The following is a 14,552-nucleotide window of genomic DNA, read 5'->3' as shown; positions in this document are numbered from 1 at the left end:
AGAGCCCAACCATGTCCCGTTCCGAAACCCTGTTTGCCGATGCCCAGAAACACATCCCCGGCGGCGTGAACTCGCCCGTTCGTGCGTTCAAGAGCGTCGGCGGCACCCCGCTGTTCTTCAAGCACGCCGAAGGCGCGTACGTCACCGACGAAGACGACAAACGCTATGTGGATTACGTCGGTTCCTGGGGCCCGATGATCCTCGGCCACAGCCATCCGGACGTGCTGGATGCGGTGCGCAAGCAACTGGTACACGGCCTGTCCTACGGCGCTCCGACCGCGATGGAAACCGAGATGGCCGACCTGGTCTGCTCGATCGTGCCGTCGATGGAAATGGTGCGCATGGTCAGCTCCGGCACCGAAGCGACCATGAGCGCGATCCGCCTGGCGCGGGGCTTCACCGGTCGCGACAGCATCATCAAGTTCGAAGGCTGCTACCACGGCCACTCCGACAGCCTGCTGGTCAAGGCCGGCTCCGGCGCACTGACCCAGGGCGTGCCGAGCTCGGCCGGGGTACCGGCAGCGTTCGCCAAACACACCCTGACCCTGCCGTTCAACGACCTTGAAGAAGTCGAGAAGATGCTCGGCGAAGTCGGCCAGGAAGTGGCGTGCATCATTGTCGAGCCAGTGGCCGGCAACATGAACTGCGTACCGCCGGCACCGGGTTTCCTCGAAGGCCTGCGCAGCCTCTGCGACCAGCATGGCGTGGTGTTGATTTTCGATGAAGTGATGACCGGTTTCCGTGTAGCCCTCGGCGGCGCCCAGGCCCATTACGGCGTCACGCCGGACCTGAGCACCTTCGGCAAGATCATCGGTGGCGGCATGCCGGTGGGCTGCTTCGGCGGCAAGCGCAAGATCATGGAATGCATCGCGCCGCTGGGCCCGGTCTACCAGGCAGGCACCTTGTCGGGCAACCCGCTGGCCATGGCCGCCGGCCTGACCACACTGCGCCTGATCAGCCGCCCGGGCTTCCACGCCGAACTGACCGACTACACCACCCGCCTGCTCGACGGCTTGCAGGTTCGTGCCGACGCGGCAGGCATTCCGTTCGTGACCACCCAGGCCGGCGGCATGTTCGGCCTGTATTTCAGTGGCGCCGATGACATCGTCACCTTCGAAGACGTGATGGCCAGCGACGCCGACCGCTTCAAGCGCTTCTTCCACCTGATGCTCGACGGCGGCGTGTATCTGGCGCCGAGCGCATTCGAAGCCGGCTTCACTTCCATCGCCCATGGCGAGACCGAGCTGAAGATCACCCTCGATGCGGCCGAACGGGCCTTTGCTGCGCTGAAATAAGCCTGTGGATAACTGACGCTGGCTGAAGCTGGCGTCAGTGATTGCCGACAACCTCCCGCCTTTTTCCTACGTATTTATGCCCGAAGCAGCTATTAGCATTCCCTCGCAGCAGAAAAACGAGTAAAGACTTTGTAAGGATGGCCCTGCTTATTTCATAATGCGCGCTTATTGGATCCCCCGGAGGGTCCGCGCGCCCCTCAGAGGTAAGTCGATTCCCATGAACCGCACCGGCCGCACCCTTGCCTTGGGCTGCCTGTTGCTCCTTCAGCCCCTGCTCGCGAATGCACAGGCAGGCGGTAACTCGTTGTTGATCCCGGCGCTGGGCCGTTGCACGCTCAATACCCAGCCACAAGATCTCGCACCGGCACTCGACGCCTGTCAAAAAGCGGCGGACGCAGGTGATGCACAAGCGCAATACGAGTTGGGCGAGTTCTACTACGAAGGCAAGGCTGCGCCGCGCGACCTCAAAAAAGCCCTCGACTACTTCGAAAAAGCCTCGCTGCAAGGCCATGCCCAGGCGCAATTCAAGCTCGGCGACATGTTCTTCCATGGCGAGGGCGTGCCGGCCAACAACGTCCAGGCCTATATCGTCCTGAAGATGGCCGCGGTCAACGGCGCCGAAGAAGCCCTGGACACCGCCGACGAAGTCGCCGAGCAAATGCCCCGTGACGAATTGGAAGTGGCAACCCAGGTGCTGGGGCAGATCTTTCGCAAATACCTGATGGAATTGCAGAACGCCGATGGGCGTACGCCCTTCTCACCTCTGCCCTGATTATTGCGCAGGCCTTGATGGCCTCATCGCGAGCAAGCTCGCTCCCACACTGGATCGCTGGTGTACACAAATCTTGTGTTCACAAAGCCCCACTGTGGGAGCGAGCTTGCTCGCGATTGGGAGCAACCCGATCTTGAATCCTACTTCTCAGGCATCGGCATCGGAAACGGCATCACATTGCCGATCGCGCCGCGGGCTTCGCTGATTTTCGGGGTGCCCAGGCGTTCGACTTCGTCGATGCGCACGATCGAATGCATTGGCACGAAGCTGCGCACCACGCCTTCGAACTGCGCCTTGAGCTTTTCCTCGCTCGGATCGACGACCACTTGCGTGCGCTCGCCAAAGACGAACTCTTCCACTTCCAGGAAACCCCACAGATCACTTTGATAGATCTGCTTGGCGTACATTTCGAACACCTGGCCCTGGTTGAGGAAAATCACCTTGTAGATTGGAGCTTCACGTTTGGTCATGGCTGGCGAAACACATCGGCGGGTAAAAATGAGGGCGCGAACTATAGCATAGCCACTGCTCGCACAGCGGTGGGAACCCAGGGACTTGTTCTCTATAATGCGCGGTTCTTTGAATCACGTGATGATCCCGTCCATGGCCAAGAAGCTTTACATCGAAACCCACGGTTGCCAGATGAACGAGTACGACAGCTCGCGCATGGTCGATCTGCTGGGTGAACACCAGGCCCTGGAAGTCACCGCCCGCGCTGAAGACGCGGACGTGATCCTGCTCAACACCTGCTCGATTCGCGAACGCGCCCAGGACCGGGTGTATTCCCAGCTCGGCCGCTGGCGCGAACTGAAGTTGGCCAACCCGGAGATGGTCATCGCCGTGGGCGGTTGCGTGGCCAGCCAGGAAGGCGCGGCCATTCGTGATCGCGCACCCTACGTGGACGTGGTCTTCGGCCCGCAGACCTTGCACCGCCTGCCGGAGATGATCGACGCCGCGCGCAGCACCAAGCTGCCGCAAGTGGACGTCTCGTTCCCGGAAATCGAAAAATTCGACCACCTGCCCGAACCGCGCATCGACGGCCCAAGTGCCTACGTGTCGGTGATGGAAGGTTGCAGCAAGTACTGCACGTTCTGCGTGGTGCCCTACACCCGCGGCGAAGAAGTCAGCCGGCCGTTCGACGACGTGATCGCCGAGATCATCCACTTGGCGGAACACGGTGTGCGCGAAGTGACCCTGCTGGGGCAGAACGTCAACGGCTATCGCGGCCTGACCCATGACGGGCGCCTGGCGGACCTCGCCGAACTGATCCGCGTCGTGGCGGCAGTGGATGGCATCGACCGCATCCGCTACACCACGTCTCATCCGCTGGAGTTCTCCGAAAGCCTGATCCAGGCCCACGCCGAAGTCCCCGAACTGGTCAAGCACCTGCACCTGCCGGTGCAATCGGGCTCCGACCGGATCCTTGCGGCCATGAAGCGCAACCACACGGCGCTGGAGTACAAATCCAAGCTGCGCAAGTTGCGCGCGGCAGTGCCGGGGATCTGCATCAGCTCGGACTTTATCGTCGGCTTCCCTGGCGAAACCGAGAAAGACTTCCAGCAGACCATGAAGCTGATCGAAGACGTGGGCTTCGATTTCTCCTATTCGTTCGTCTACAGCCAGCGCCCTGGCACTCCGGCGGCCGACCTGGCGGACGACACGCCCGAAGAGCTGAAAAAGGAACGGCTCAACGCCTTGCAACATCGTCTCAACCAGCAAGGTTTCGAGATCAGCCGACAAATGGTCGGCTCCGTCCAGCGGATTCTGGTGACCGATTACTCGAAAAAGGACCCGGGCGAGTTGCAAGGACGGACCGAAAACAACCGCATCGTCAACTTCCGCTGCGACACCCCGGCCCTGATCGGCCAGTTCGCCGACGTGCACATCGACGCCGCGCAACCGCACTCCCTGCGCGGTTCGCTGATCCAGTAACCTGCTAAAAAACACTATTGTCTGTGCAAGCAAGACCTGTGGGAGCAAGGCTTGCCCGCGATAGAAGCACCGCAATCTCACTGAAGACCGCGGCGCCTTGATCGCGGGCAAGCCTTGCTCCCACAATGGGTTGTGCCAACCCTGTGATCAGATTCGCCTGTTTAAGAGCTTTCGCACCCAGCCTACTGGCGTTATCCTTGATTTCACCTTAATTGCCCCCGGGCGGCTAAAAACGACCTTGAACGCACCCATCGAACCACATCGCTTTATTCTCGAGCCCTTTGAGGCTCGCCGCTTCGCCAATCTGTGCGGGCAATTCGACGAGCACCTGCGCTTGATCGAACAGCGCCTGGCCATCGAGATCCGCAACCGCGGAAACCAGTTCGAACTGATCGGCGAACCCAAGCACACCACCTCCGCGGAAAACCTGCTGCGCCGCCTCTACCGGGAAACCAAGGGGAGCGAGCTGTCGCCGGATACGGTCCACCTGTTCCTGCAGGAGTCGGCTGTCGAAGAACTCGACAACCACGCCCCGTCGGAACCGGCCGTGGCCCTGCGCACGAAAAAAGGCATGATTCGCCCTCGCGGCTTGAATCAGCAGCGCTACGTGAAGGAAATCCTGGGCAACGACATCAACTTCGGCATCGGCCCAGCCGGTACCGGCAAGACCTACCTGGCCGTGGCCTGCGCCGTCGATGCGCTGGAACGTGAACAGGTGCGGCGCATCCTGCTGGTGCGACCGGCGGTCGAAGCGGGCGAAAAACTCGGTTTCCTGCCCGGCGACCTGGCCCAGAAGATCGACCCGTACCTGCGCCCGCTCTATGACGCGCTGTATGAAATGCTCGGCTTCGAATATGTCGCCAAGCTGATCGAGCGCCAGGTCATCGAGGTCGCGCCACTGGCCTACATGCGTGGTCGGACGCTGAACAACAGCTTCATCATCCTCGACGAAAGCCAGAACACCACGGTCGAGCAGATGAAAATGTTCCTGACCCGGATCGGCTTCGGCTCCACCGCCGTCATCACCGGGGACATCACCCAGGTCGACCTGCCCCGTGGCACCAAGTCCGGGCTGAACCATGTGATCCAGGTCCTCAAGGACGTGCCGGGCATCAGCTTCACGCACTTCATGCCCAAGGACGTCGTGCGCCATCCGTTGGTGCAACGCATTGTCGAAGCCTACGAGCGTTTCGAGAATCGCGCCGATGAAGACTCGGCCGAAAGCAAAGGCAATCGCCACAATGCTTGAACTCGACCTGCAAGTGGCGTGCGAACACGCCGCCCCCAGCGAAGCCCAGTTCCGCCAATGGTGCGAACTGGCCCTGCGCCAGCGCAGTGCCGACTCGGAGCTGACGATCCGCCTGGTGGACGAACCCGAAGGCCGTGAACTGAACCACACCTGGCGGCAGAAAGACTACGCCACCAACGTGCTGTCGTTCCCCGCCGATGTGCCTGACGAACTGCTCGACATCCCACTGCTGGGCGACCTGGTGATCTGCGTCCCGGTGGTGGAGCGTGAAGCAGCGGAACAAGACAAGCCCCCTGAGGCCCACTGGGCCCATCTGGTGATTCACGGCTGCTTGCATCTACTGGGTTACGACCATATAGAAGATGACGAAGCCGAAGAAATGGAAGCACTGGAACGAACGTTGCTTGCAGAGCTGGGTCATCCCGACCCCTACGCCGGCGACGAACACTGATACATCAACCTGTAACGACAAAGGATTCAGAGTAATCGCTATGAGCGAAGATCGATCGAGCAACGGGCAGAAGTCATGGCTGGGCAAGCTCACCCAGGCTTTTGCCCATGAGCCGAAAAACCGCCAGGAGCTGCTGGAGCTGCTGCGCGATGCACACCAGAACAAACTGCTGGACAGCGAAGCGCTGGCCATTGTCGAAGGCGCCATCCAGGTCGCTGACCTGCAGGTCCGGGACATCATGGTCCCGCGCTCGCAGATGGTCAGCATCAAGGCGACCCAGACCCCTCGCGAATTTTTGCCCGCCGTGGTCGACTCCGCTCACTCGCGCTATCCGGTCGTCGGCGAAAGCCATGACGACGTCATGGGCGTGCTGCTGGCCAAGGACCTGCTGCCGCTGATCCTTCAGGAGAACGGCGACAGCTTCAACATCAAGGACCTGTTGCGCCCGGCCACCTTCGTGCCCGAGTCCAAGCGCCTGAACGTGCTGCTGCGTGAATTCCGCGCCAACCACAACCACATGGCCATCGTCATTGACGAATACGGCGGCGTGGCCGGCCTGGTCACCATCGAAGACGTGCTCGAGCAGATCGTCGGCGACATCGAGGACGAGCACGACGTCGAGGAAGACAGCTACATCAAGCCCCTGCCCAGCGGCGACTTCCTGATCAAGGCCCTGACGCCGATCGAGAACTTCAACGAATTCTTCGACAGCCAATTCTCCGACGATGAGTTCGACACCGTCGGCGGCCTGGTGATGAGTGCTTTCGGGCACCTGCCCAAGCGCAACGAAACCACGGAAATCGGCTCCTGGCGCTTCCGCATCCTGAATGCCGACAGCCGTCGGATTCACTTGCTGCGCCTTTCGCCCATTGGCCGATAACCCCTGCGAGACCCGCTAAGGACAAAAATGCGCTGGATAACCCGCCCCGGCTGGCCCGGTAACCTGCTGGCCATGGCGGCCGGTGCGATCACCACCCTGGCCCTGGCGCCGTTCGACCTCTGGCCGCTGGCATTGCTGGCGGTCGGTTTGTTCTACGCCGGGCTGCGCGAACTCTCGCCACGCCAGGCCCTGGGCCGAGGCTGGTGTTTCGGTTTTGGCCTGTTTGGTGCCGGCACCAGTTGGATCTACGTCAGCATCCATAACTTCGGCGGCGCCTCGGTGCTGCTCGCCGGGTTGTTGATGCTGCTGTTCATCGCCGCCATCGCCTGGTTCTTCGCCCTGCCCGCCTGGCTCTGGGCGCGCTGGCTGCGCCGCAACGAAGCGCCGTTGGCCGATGCCCTGGCGTTCGCCGCCCTGTGGTTGGGCCAGGAAGCCTTCCGCGGCTGGTTCCTCACCGGGTTCCCCTGGCTGTATTCCGGTTACAGCCAGCTCAACGGCCCGCTGGCCGGCCTCGCGCCGCTGGGCGGAATGTGGCTGATTTCCTTCACCCTGGCCTTGACCGCCGCGCTGCTATACAACGCGCCCCGGTTGATCCGCACCGGGCGCAAAGGCTTTATCGCCGCGGGCGTGGTGCTGCTGATCGGCCCATGGGTGGCCGGCCTGGCCCTCAAGGGCCATGCCTGGACCAGCCCTTCGGGCGCCCCGCTGAGCGTCGCGGCGATCCAGGGCAACATCGAACAAAGCATGAAGTGGGACCCCGAGCAGCTCAACGCGCAGTTGGCGCTGTACCGCGACATGAGCTTTGCGTCCAAGCGCGTCGACCTGTTGATCTGGCCGGAAACCGCAGTACCGGTGCTCAAGGAGTCTGCCCAGGGTTACCTGGACATGATGGGCGGCTTCGCCGCCGAGCGGCATTCGGCGTTGATTACCGGTGTGCCGATTCGCCAACTGGTGCGCCACGAGAAGCGTTACTACAACGGCATTACCGTGACCGGCGAAGGTGACGGCACTTACTTGAAGCAAAAACTCGTGCCGTTCGGCGAATACGTGCCGCTACAGGACATCCTGCGCGGCCTGATCGCCTTCTTCGACCTGCCCATGTCGGACTTCGCCCGGGGCCCGGCCGACCAGCCGTTGCTGCAAGCCAAGGGTTACCAGATCGCGCCGTTCATCTGCTATGAAGTGGTCTACCCGGAATTTGCCGCCAGCTTGTCAGCGCGCAGCGACCTGCTGCTGACCATCAGCAACGACACCTGGTTCGGCACCTCGATCGGCCCGTTGCAACACCTGCAAATGGCCCAGATGCGCGCGCTGGAAGCCGGCCGCTGGATGATCCGCGCCACCAACAACGGCGTGACCGGGCTGATCAACCCCTTCGGCCAGATCACCGCACAGATCCCGCAATTCGAGCGCGGCATCCTCTATGGCGAAGTGGTGCCGATGCACGACCTGACGCCTTATCTGCAATGGCGCTCATGGCCGCTGATCATCTTGTGCGCGTTGCTGCTGGGCTGGGCGTTGATGGCGGGACGGATGGCCAGGACGGTTTAAGGTTGATCGTTCCCACGCTCCGCGTGGGAATGCAGCCTGTGACGCTCCGCGTCACATTGGCAGCAGACGCCAGCCCGATTTGGGACGCAGAGCGTCCCTTGAGGCATTCCCACGCAGGAGCGTGGGAATGATCCGGTAACACCTCAGCGGTAGAACAACCAATACCCCACCAGCCCCACCGCCTCATTCATCAACTGCCCGGATTGCCAGATCGACTTGAACTCCGGCATCCAGCCGCCCAACGGTCGGGCATTGTCCTGCCCCAGGAAACCCACTGGCGCCGGCACCACTTCAAACCCCGCGCGCTCGAAACTCCAGACCGACCGCGGCATGTGCCAGGCCTGGGTGATCACCACGACCCGCTTGATGTCTTCAGGCAACAGGATCTCGGCGCTCATCTGGGCGTTTTCCCAAGTGGTGCGGCTACGTCCTTCCTGCCAGCGCACGTTGACGCCGAAATCATCCAGCATCGAGTCGGCCATCAACTTGGCCTCGCTGGGTGGGGTGCCGTAGTGCAAGCCGCCGGTGGTCAGCACGGGCAAGCCCGACGCCTTGGCCAGCCGCGCCGCATAACGCTGGCGCTCCAGGCCGACACCGGTGGGCTGGTCGGCGCCCCAGGCCAGGTCGCCGCGCTCGCGACCGGATCCCAGCACCACGATGGCGTCGGCACGCTGGGCCAGGGTTGCCCATTCACTGCGCAGCAGCGGCGGCTCACGCTCCAATGCCTTGGCGCTCCACTGCACCACCACCGGCAGGCTCATCAACCAGAAACCGCCCAGGCCCACGGCGAAACACAGCCGGGCCAGGCGCGGCCGAGAATGGCGCCACCACCAGGCGAGCACCAACAGCAGCAAAAGAATGCCGGGCGGCAATAGAAGTTGTTTGATGAAATAGCGAAACGGCATCGGGCATCTCCATAGATGCCCGAAGCCTAAGTGGGTTGACGCAAAGCGACAACAGATTCGAAAAAGCCTTGAACCAAAAAAAGCGACACGCGTGAATCCGGCTTTACTTGAACTGCAGCGACCGGATCCTTACAGCATCCTTATCAGGCGTCCGGTCCTTGAGCCACACAACCTTGGCCGAACGGGGCGCATCGAGACGCTTGAGTACCTGGGCCTCACTGGTGGAGGTTTGATGTCCGACCTGTTCGAGATAAGCCTCGACCAGTTCGAACTCCGCGGGGCTCAAGCCTCGCAGTTCCAGCTCTACCGGGCGTTCATCACGCAAGCGACCGGCGGTTCTTGCAGCGTCCAGGGCCACCCCGAGACGATCGATCAGTTTTTCGTACAACTCAGGTGTAGCGACTTTTCGTTGTGATTCAACCATCCCTCACCTCATTGAAGATAAGACTCACTCCCCATTGAGAAGCTTAGCTTCGCTGGGCAAACCGGCAGGGCGCCGCGACCAACGGCCCTGAACACGGGTCATCGCCGATGATCGGCAGTGGCTCGGCGGTGGTTCGGCAGCAATCAGGGTTTCCCTCGGCAGAGCGCGGTCATGTATGCTACGGCGCTTCCTGTAACTCCACTTCCAGCTTGGCTGGGCATCGAAAACGCCGCATTCGGCGTCGTCTGCGTCCAGCATGGCAACGAAGAGGATTGGGCCACCCCATTCAGTACAAAAGTAGCCATGCACGAACACTACCAGCCCCGTGAAATCGAAGCCGCCGCCCAGTCGTTCTGGGACGAGCAAAAGTCCTTTGAAGTCAGTGAACAGCCAGGCAAGGAGACGTACTACTGCCTGTCGATGTTCCCTTACCCCAGCGGCAAGCTACACATGGGGCACGTGCGCAACTACACCATCGGCGACGTGATCTCCCGCTACCAGCGCATGCAAGGCAAGAACGTCCTGCAACCCATGGGTTGGGACGCCTTCGGCATGCCGGCGGAAAACGCCGCGATGAAGAACAACGTGGCCCCCGCCAAGTGGACCTACGAAAACATCGCCTACATGAAAACCCAGCTGCGCAGCCTGGGCCTGGCGGTGGATTGGTCCCGCGAGGTCACCACCTGCAAGCCCGACTACTACCGCTGGGAACAATGGCTGTTCACCCGCCTGTTCGAAAAAGGCGTGATCTACCGCAAGAACGGCACCGTGAACTGGGACCCGGTGGACCAGACCGTACTGGCCAACGAGCAAGTGATCGACGGTCGCGGCTGGCGCTCCGGCGCGCTGATCGAAAAGCGCGAGATCCCGATGTACTACTTCAAGATCACCGCCTACGCGGATGAACTCCTGGAGAGTCTCGACGAACTGACCGGTTGGCCCGAGCAGGTCAAGACCATGCAGCGCAACTGGATCGGCAAGTCCCGGGGCATGGAAGTGCAGTTCCCGTACGACGTCGCCTCCATTGGCGAAGCCGGCACCCTGAAAGTCTTCACCACCCGCCCGGACACCCTGATGGGCGCCACGTATGTGGCCGTGGCCGCCGAGCATCCGCTGGCCACCCTGGCGGCACGGAACAACCCTGAGCTGCAGGCGTTCATCGCCGAATGCAAAGGCGGCAGCGTCGCCGAAGCCGACGTCGCCACCCAAGAGAAGAAAGGCCTGCCGACTTCGTTGTTCGTCGAGCACCCGCTCACCGGCGAGAAACTGCCGGTGTGGGTCGCCAACTACGTGCTGATGCACTACGGCGACGGCGCTGTCATGGCGGTGCCGGCCCACGACGAGCGCGATTTCGAATTCGCCCACAAGTACAACCTGCCGGTCAAAGCTGTCGTGCGCACCAGCGCCGGCGACCAGACCCCCGAACCTTGGCAGGACGCCTACGGCGAACACGGCGAGCTGATCAACTCCGGTGAGTTCAACGGCCTGGATTTCCCTGGCGCGTTCGATGCCATCGAAGTCGCCCTGATCAAGAAAAACCTCGGCGCCTCGCGCACCCAGTTCCGCCTGCGGGACTGGGGCATCAGCCGCCAGCGCTACTGGGGCTGCCCGATCCCGATCGTGCATTGCGATACCTGCGGCGACGTACCGGTGCCGGAAGATCAACTGCCCGTGGTCCTGCCGGAAGACGTCGTACCCGACGGCGCCGGTTCGCCCCTGGCGCGCATGCCCGAGTTCTATGAGTGCAGCTGCCCGAAATGCGGCGCACCGGCCAAGCGTGAAACCGACACCATGGACACCTTCGTCGAGTCGTCCTGGTACTACGCGCGCTACGCCTCGCCGCACTATCAAGGCGGCCTGGTGGAAAAATCCGCGGCTGACCACTGGTTGCCAGTGGACCAGTACATCGGTGGCATCGAACACGCCATTCTTCACCTGCTCTACGCACGCTTCTTCCACAAGCTGATGCGTGACGAAGGCCTGGTGAGTTCCAACGAGCCGTTCAAGAACCTGCTGACCCAAGGCATGGTGATCGCCGAGACTTACTATCGTCGCGAAGCCAACGGCGCCTACACCTGGTTCAACCCGAGCGACGTCGAACTCGAACGCGACAGCAAGGCCAAGGTCATCAGCGCCAAGCTGATCGCCGACGGCCTGCCGGTGGAAATCGGCGGCACCGAGAAAATGGCCAAGTCGAAGAACAACGGCGTCGACCCACAGTCGATGATCGACCAGTTCGGCGCAGACACCTGCCGCCTGTTCATGATGTTCGCCTCGCCACCTGACATGAGCGCAGAGTGGTCCGATTCCGGCGTCGAGGGTTCGCACCGTTTCCTCAAGCGCGTCTGGCGCCTGGCGCAAGCCCACGTCACCCAGGGCCTGCCGGGGAAACTGGACGTTGCCAGCCTGAACGACGAGCAGAAAGCCATTCGCCGCTCGATCCACCTGGCCATCAAGCAAGCCAGCCATGACGTCGGCCAGAACCACAAATTCAATACCGCCATCGCCCAGGTGATGACGTTGATGAACGTGCTGGAAAAAGCCGCGCAAGGCACCGAACAGGATCGCGCTCTGGTTCACGAAGGCCTGGAAGCCGTGACGTTGCTGCTCGCGCCGATCACCCCACACATCAGCCACGAGCTGTGGAATCAACTGGGTCACGCCGACCCGGTGATTGACGCACGCTGGCCGGTGGTGGACGAAACCGCGCTGGTGCAGGACAGCCTGACCCTGGTCATCCAGGTCAACGGCAAGCTGCGCGGCCAGATCGAAATGCCGGCCGCCGCCACTCGCGAAGAAGTCGAAGCCGCTGCGCGGGCCAACGAAAACGTGCTGCGCTTTGTCGATGGCCTGACGATTCGCAAAGTGATCGTCGTACCCGGCAAACTGGTCAACATCGTCGCAAGCTAATTGGATCGGGCGCGGGCTTGAGCCTGGCGCCGAATACAACCTGCGGGGTCGCATCGTCGACCTCCATAGGGTTCAAGGGGAGCAACAAGATGATCAAACGTAATCTGCTGGTAGTGGGTCTGGCGGTCCTGTTGAGCGCCTGCGGCTTCCAACTGCGCGGCACCGGCACCACCGAGCTGGCGATCAAGGAACTGGACCTCAGCGCACGGGACGCCTTTGGCGACACCGTCAAGATGCTGCGCGACACCCTGGAAAACAGCGGTGTGAAAGTCTACACCGGGGCCCCGTACAAGCTGGTACTGACCCGTGAACAGCAAAGCCAGCGCAGCCTGAGCTATGCCGGTGCCGGTCGTTCCGCCGAGTACGAACTGAACGACGTGCTGAGCTATGAGATCCGCGACCAGAACGACTTGGTGCTGCTGGACGACAAGCTCCAGGTGCAGAAGGTCTACCTGCACGATGGCAATAACATCACCGGTTCCGACCAGGAGTCCACCGAAGTGCGTGGCGAAATGCGACGCGACCTCGTACAGCGCATGATGCTGCGCCTGCAACAGCTGAGCCCGACCCAGCTGGAACAGCTGCAACAGACCGCCAACGCCCGCGCCAAGGCCGAAGCCGATGCGCTGGAAGCGGCACGCAAGGCTGAGGCGGAAACCCCGCAACAGTCGCCGATGCAGATCCCGGCTGAATAAGCCTTGCGGGGCGCTCCGGCGCCCCGCTCGCCTTTTCTTATGAAGCTCGCTCCCGCCCAACTCGGCAAACACCTGCAAGGCGCCCTCGCGCCGGTCTACATCATCAGTGGCGATGACCCACTGCTGTGCCAGGAAGCCGCCGACGCCATCCGCTCCGCCGCCCGCCAGCAAGGCTTCGACGAGCGCCAGGTCTTCGCCGCCGACGCCAGTTTCGACTGGGGCACGCTGCTGCAGGCCGGGGCGAGCATGTCGTTGTTCGCCGAAAAACGCCTGCTGGAACTGCGTTTGCCCTCCGGCAAACCCGGGGACAAGGGTGCCGCTGCGCTGATCGAATATTGCTCACGCCCGGCCGAGGACACGGTACTGCTCATCAGTTTGCCGAAACTCGACGGCAGCGCGCAGAAGACCAAATGGGGCAAGGCCCTGGTCGAAGGCCCACAGACCCAGTTCGTGCAGATCTGGCCGGTGGACGTCAGCCAGTTGCCCAGCTGGATCCGCCAGCGCCTGTCCCAAGCCGGTCTCTCGGCCAGCCAGGACGCAGTGGAGCTGATTGCCGCCCGCGTCGAAGGCAACCTGCTGGCCGCCGCCCAGGAAATCGAAAAGCTCAAGCTGATGGCCGAAGGCGGACAGATCACCGTGGAAACGGTGCAGGCTGCCGTGGCCGACAGTGCGCGCTTCGATGTCTTCGGGTTGACCGATGCGATCCTCAACGGTGAAGCCGCCCATGCCCTGCGCATGCTCGAAGGCCTGCGGGGCGAAGGTGTCGAACCGCCGGTGATCCTCTGGGCCCTGGCCCGGGAATTGCGCCTGCTGGCCAACCTGTCCCTGCAATACAGCCAGGGCGTACCGCTGGACAAGGCCTTCAGCCAGGCCCGCCCGCCCGTCTGGGACAAACGCAAACCGCTGATGAGCAAGGCCCTGCAACGCTATTCCGCATCGCGCTGGGCGCAATTGCTGCTCGAGGCCCAGCGCATCGATGCGCAGATCAAGGGCCAGGCCGCCGGCTCGCCGTGGATGAGCCTCAGTCGCTTGTCGCTGTTGATGGCTGGACAGCGGTTGACGTTGCCTGCCGAATAAGCACGCACTGAAGGCTGTTCTGCGGCGAAGATATCTGTGGGAGCAAGGCTTGCCCGCGATGAAAGCAGCGCGGTGTCTCTGAAACCGAGGTGCCTGTATCGCGAGCAAGCTTTGCTCCCACCTATCGGCGCCACAAGTCGTGTGTTCGTCTGAATGACATTTCCTACGCAATGCAGGGACTGGACAGCCCCCCAACTCTGCCCCATGATTTATCCCGCAAAACCCACCCTACGAGAGTACCCACCATGAGCAAAAAGCCATCCAAGCATGGCCCCAACAAGGCCAAGTCCATCGTCGCCCAGCCCCTGTTCCGCAGCCGCCAGGAACGACCCGCCAAAGGCAAAGGCAGCTACCGCCGCGAAGCCTTCCAGTCTGACAACTGGGAGGCTTCTTGCTTTCTGGCCGCTTGAA

General features: G+C 62.2%; 14 protein-coding genes. 11 read left to right on the top strand and 3 right to left on the bottom strand.

Annotated features, from left to right (window positions below; genetic code table 11):
- Positions 1 to 11: 11 nt before the first annotated feature.
- Entirely contained in the window at positions 12 to 1,295 is a 1,284-nt protein-coding gene (gene hemL / locus AB4O09_RS04855; protein ID WP_003205861.1) for a glutamate-1-semialdehyde 2,1-aminomutase, read from the top strand.
- Positions 1,296 to 1,512: 217 nt separating this feature from the next.
- On the top strand, positions 1,513 to 2,067 hold the full coding sequence (locus AB4O09_RS04850; RefSeq protein ID WP_460107982.1) for a tetratricopeptide repeat protein: 555 nt from the start codon (positions 1,513 to 1,515) through the stop codon (positions 2,065 to 2,067).
- 140 nt (positions 2,068 to 2,207) lie between these two features.
- Here the strand turns inward: AB4O09_RS04850 and AB4O09_RS04845 are convergent, their stop codons facing one another.
- On the bottom strand, positions 2,208 to 2,537 hold the full coding sequence (locus AB4O09_RS04845; protein WP_460107979.1) for a DUF1820 family protein: 330 nt from the start codon (positions 2,535 to 2,537) through the stop codon (positions 2,208 to 2,210).
- A 133-nt stretch (positions 2,538 to 2,670) separates the two neighbouring features.
- On the opposite strand from AB4O09_RS04845, the gene miaB reads away from it, so the two are divergent.
- The 5 genes from miaB to lnt all read left to right on the top strand — a co-directional run bounded on the left by miaB (position 2,671) and on the right by lnt (position 8,130).
- Positions 2,671 to 3,999 (top strand): tRNA (N6-isopentenyl adenosine(37)-C2)-methylthiotransferase MiaB, encoded by a 1,329-nt coding sequence (gene miaB / locus AB4O09_RS04840; protein WP_460107976.1) that lies wholly within the window; start codon positions 2,671 to 2,673, stop codon positions 3,997 to 3,999.
- Positions 4,000 to 4,237: 238 nt separating this feature from the next.
- Positions 4,238 to 5,248, top strand: coding sequence for a PhoH family protein (locus AB4O09_RS04835; protein ID WP_003205867.1), 1,011 nt, complete (start codon positions 4,238 to 4,240; stop codon positions 5,246 to 5,248).
- Positions 5,241 to 5,699, top strand: coding sequence for an rRNA maturation RNase YbeY (gene ybeY, locus AB4O09_RS04830; RefSeq protein ID WP_053125636.1), 459 nt, complete (start codon positions 5,241 to 5,243; stop codon positions 5,697 to 5,699). Before AB4O09_RS04835 ends, ybeY begins: the two co-directional genes overlap by 8 nt.
- Positions 5,700 to 5,739: 40 nt before the next feature.
- Entirely contained in the window at positions 5,740 to 6,579 is an 840-nt protein-coding gene (locus AB4O09_RS04825) for an HlyC/CorC family transporter (protein WP_003205870.1), read from the top strand.
- Between the two features lie 27 nt (positions 6,580 to 6,606).
- On the top strand, positions 6,607 to 8,130 hold the full coding sequence (lnt, locus tag AB4O09_RS04820; RefSeq protein WP_460107974.1) for an apolipoprotein N-acyltransferase: 1,524 nt from the start codon (positions 6,607 to 6,609) through the stop codon (positions 8,128 to 8,130).
- 143 nt (positions 8,131 to 8,273) lie between these two features.
- On the opposite strand, the gene AB4O09_RS04815 is transcribed toward lnt, so the two are convergent.
- Positions 8,274 to 9,035 carry a YdcF family protein gene (locus tag AB4O09_RS04815; RefSeq protein ID WP_460107973.1) on the bottom strand — a complete coding sequence of 254 codons (762 nt, stop codon included), beginning with the start codon at positions 9,033 to 9,035 and terminating at the stop codon, positions 8,274 to 8,276.
- 103 nt (positions 9,036 to 9,138) lie between these two features.
- Complete coding sequence (locus AB4O09_RS04810) at positions 9,139 to 9,459, bottom strand: hypothetical protein (protein WP_027912065.1); 321 nt, start codon at positions 9,457 to 9,459, stop codon at positions 9,139 to 9,141.
- Between the two features lie 303 nt (positions 9,460 to 9,762).
- Between AB4O09_RS04810 and leuS the strand changes: the two genes are divergently transcribed.
- The 4 genes from leuS to arfA all read left to right on the top strand — a co-directional run bounded on the left by leuS (position 9,763) and on the right by arfA (position 14,551).
- Complete coding sequence (leuS, locus tag AB4O09_RS04805; RefSeq protein WP_003205876.1) at positions 9,763 to 12,369, top strand: leucine--tRNA ligase; 2,607 nt, start codon at positions 9,763 to 9,765, stop codon at positions 12,367 to 12,369.
- An 89-nt stretch (positions 12,370 to 12,458) separates the two neighbouring features.
- A complete protein-coding gene (locus AB4O09_RS04800; RefSeq protein WP_003205878.1) occupies positions 12,459 to 13,064 on the top strand; it encodes an LPS-assembly lipoprotein LptE in 606 nt (201 codons plus the stop codon).
- A 39-nt stretch (positions 13,065 to 13,103) separates the two neighbouring features.
- Positions 13,104 to 14,141 (top strand): DNA polymerase III subunit delta, encoded by a 1,038-nt coding sequence (gene holA / locus AB4O09_RS04795; RefSeq protein WP_003205880.1) that lies wholly within the window; start codon positions 13,104 to 13,106, stop codon positions 14,139 to 14,141.
- A 245-nt stretch (positions 14,142 to 14,386) separates the two neighbouring features.
- Positions 14,387 to 14,551 (top strand): alternative ribosome rescue factor ArfA, encoded by a 165-nt coding sequence (gene arfA / locus AB4O09_RS04790; protein ID WP_003205882.1) that lies wholly within the window; start codon positions 14,387 to 14,389, stop codon positions 14,549 to 14,551.
- The last annotated feature ends 1 nt before the right edge of the window (position 14,552 follow it).

The organism is Pseudomonas sp. H1_F01, from assembly GCF_054681425.1.
The sequence above is the reverse complement of the archived record's forward strand: the minus strand, read 5'-3'. Positions and strand labels throughout refer to the sequence as shown.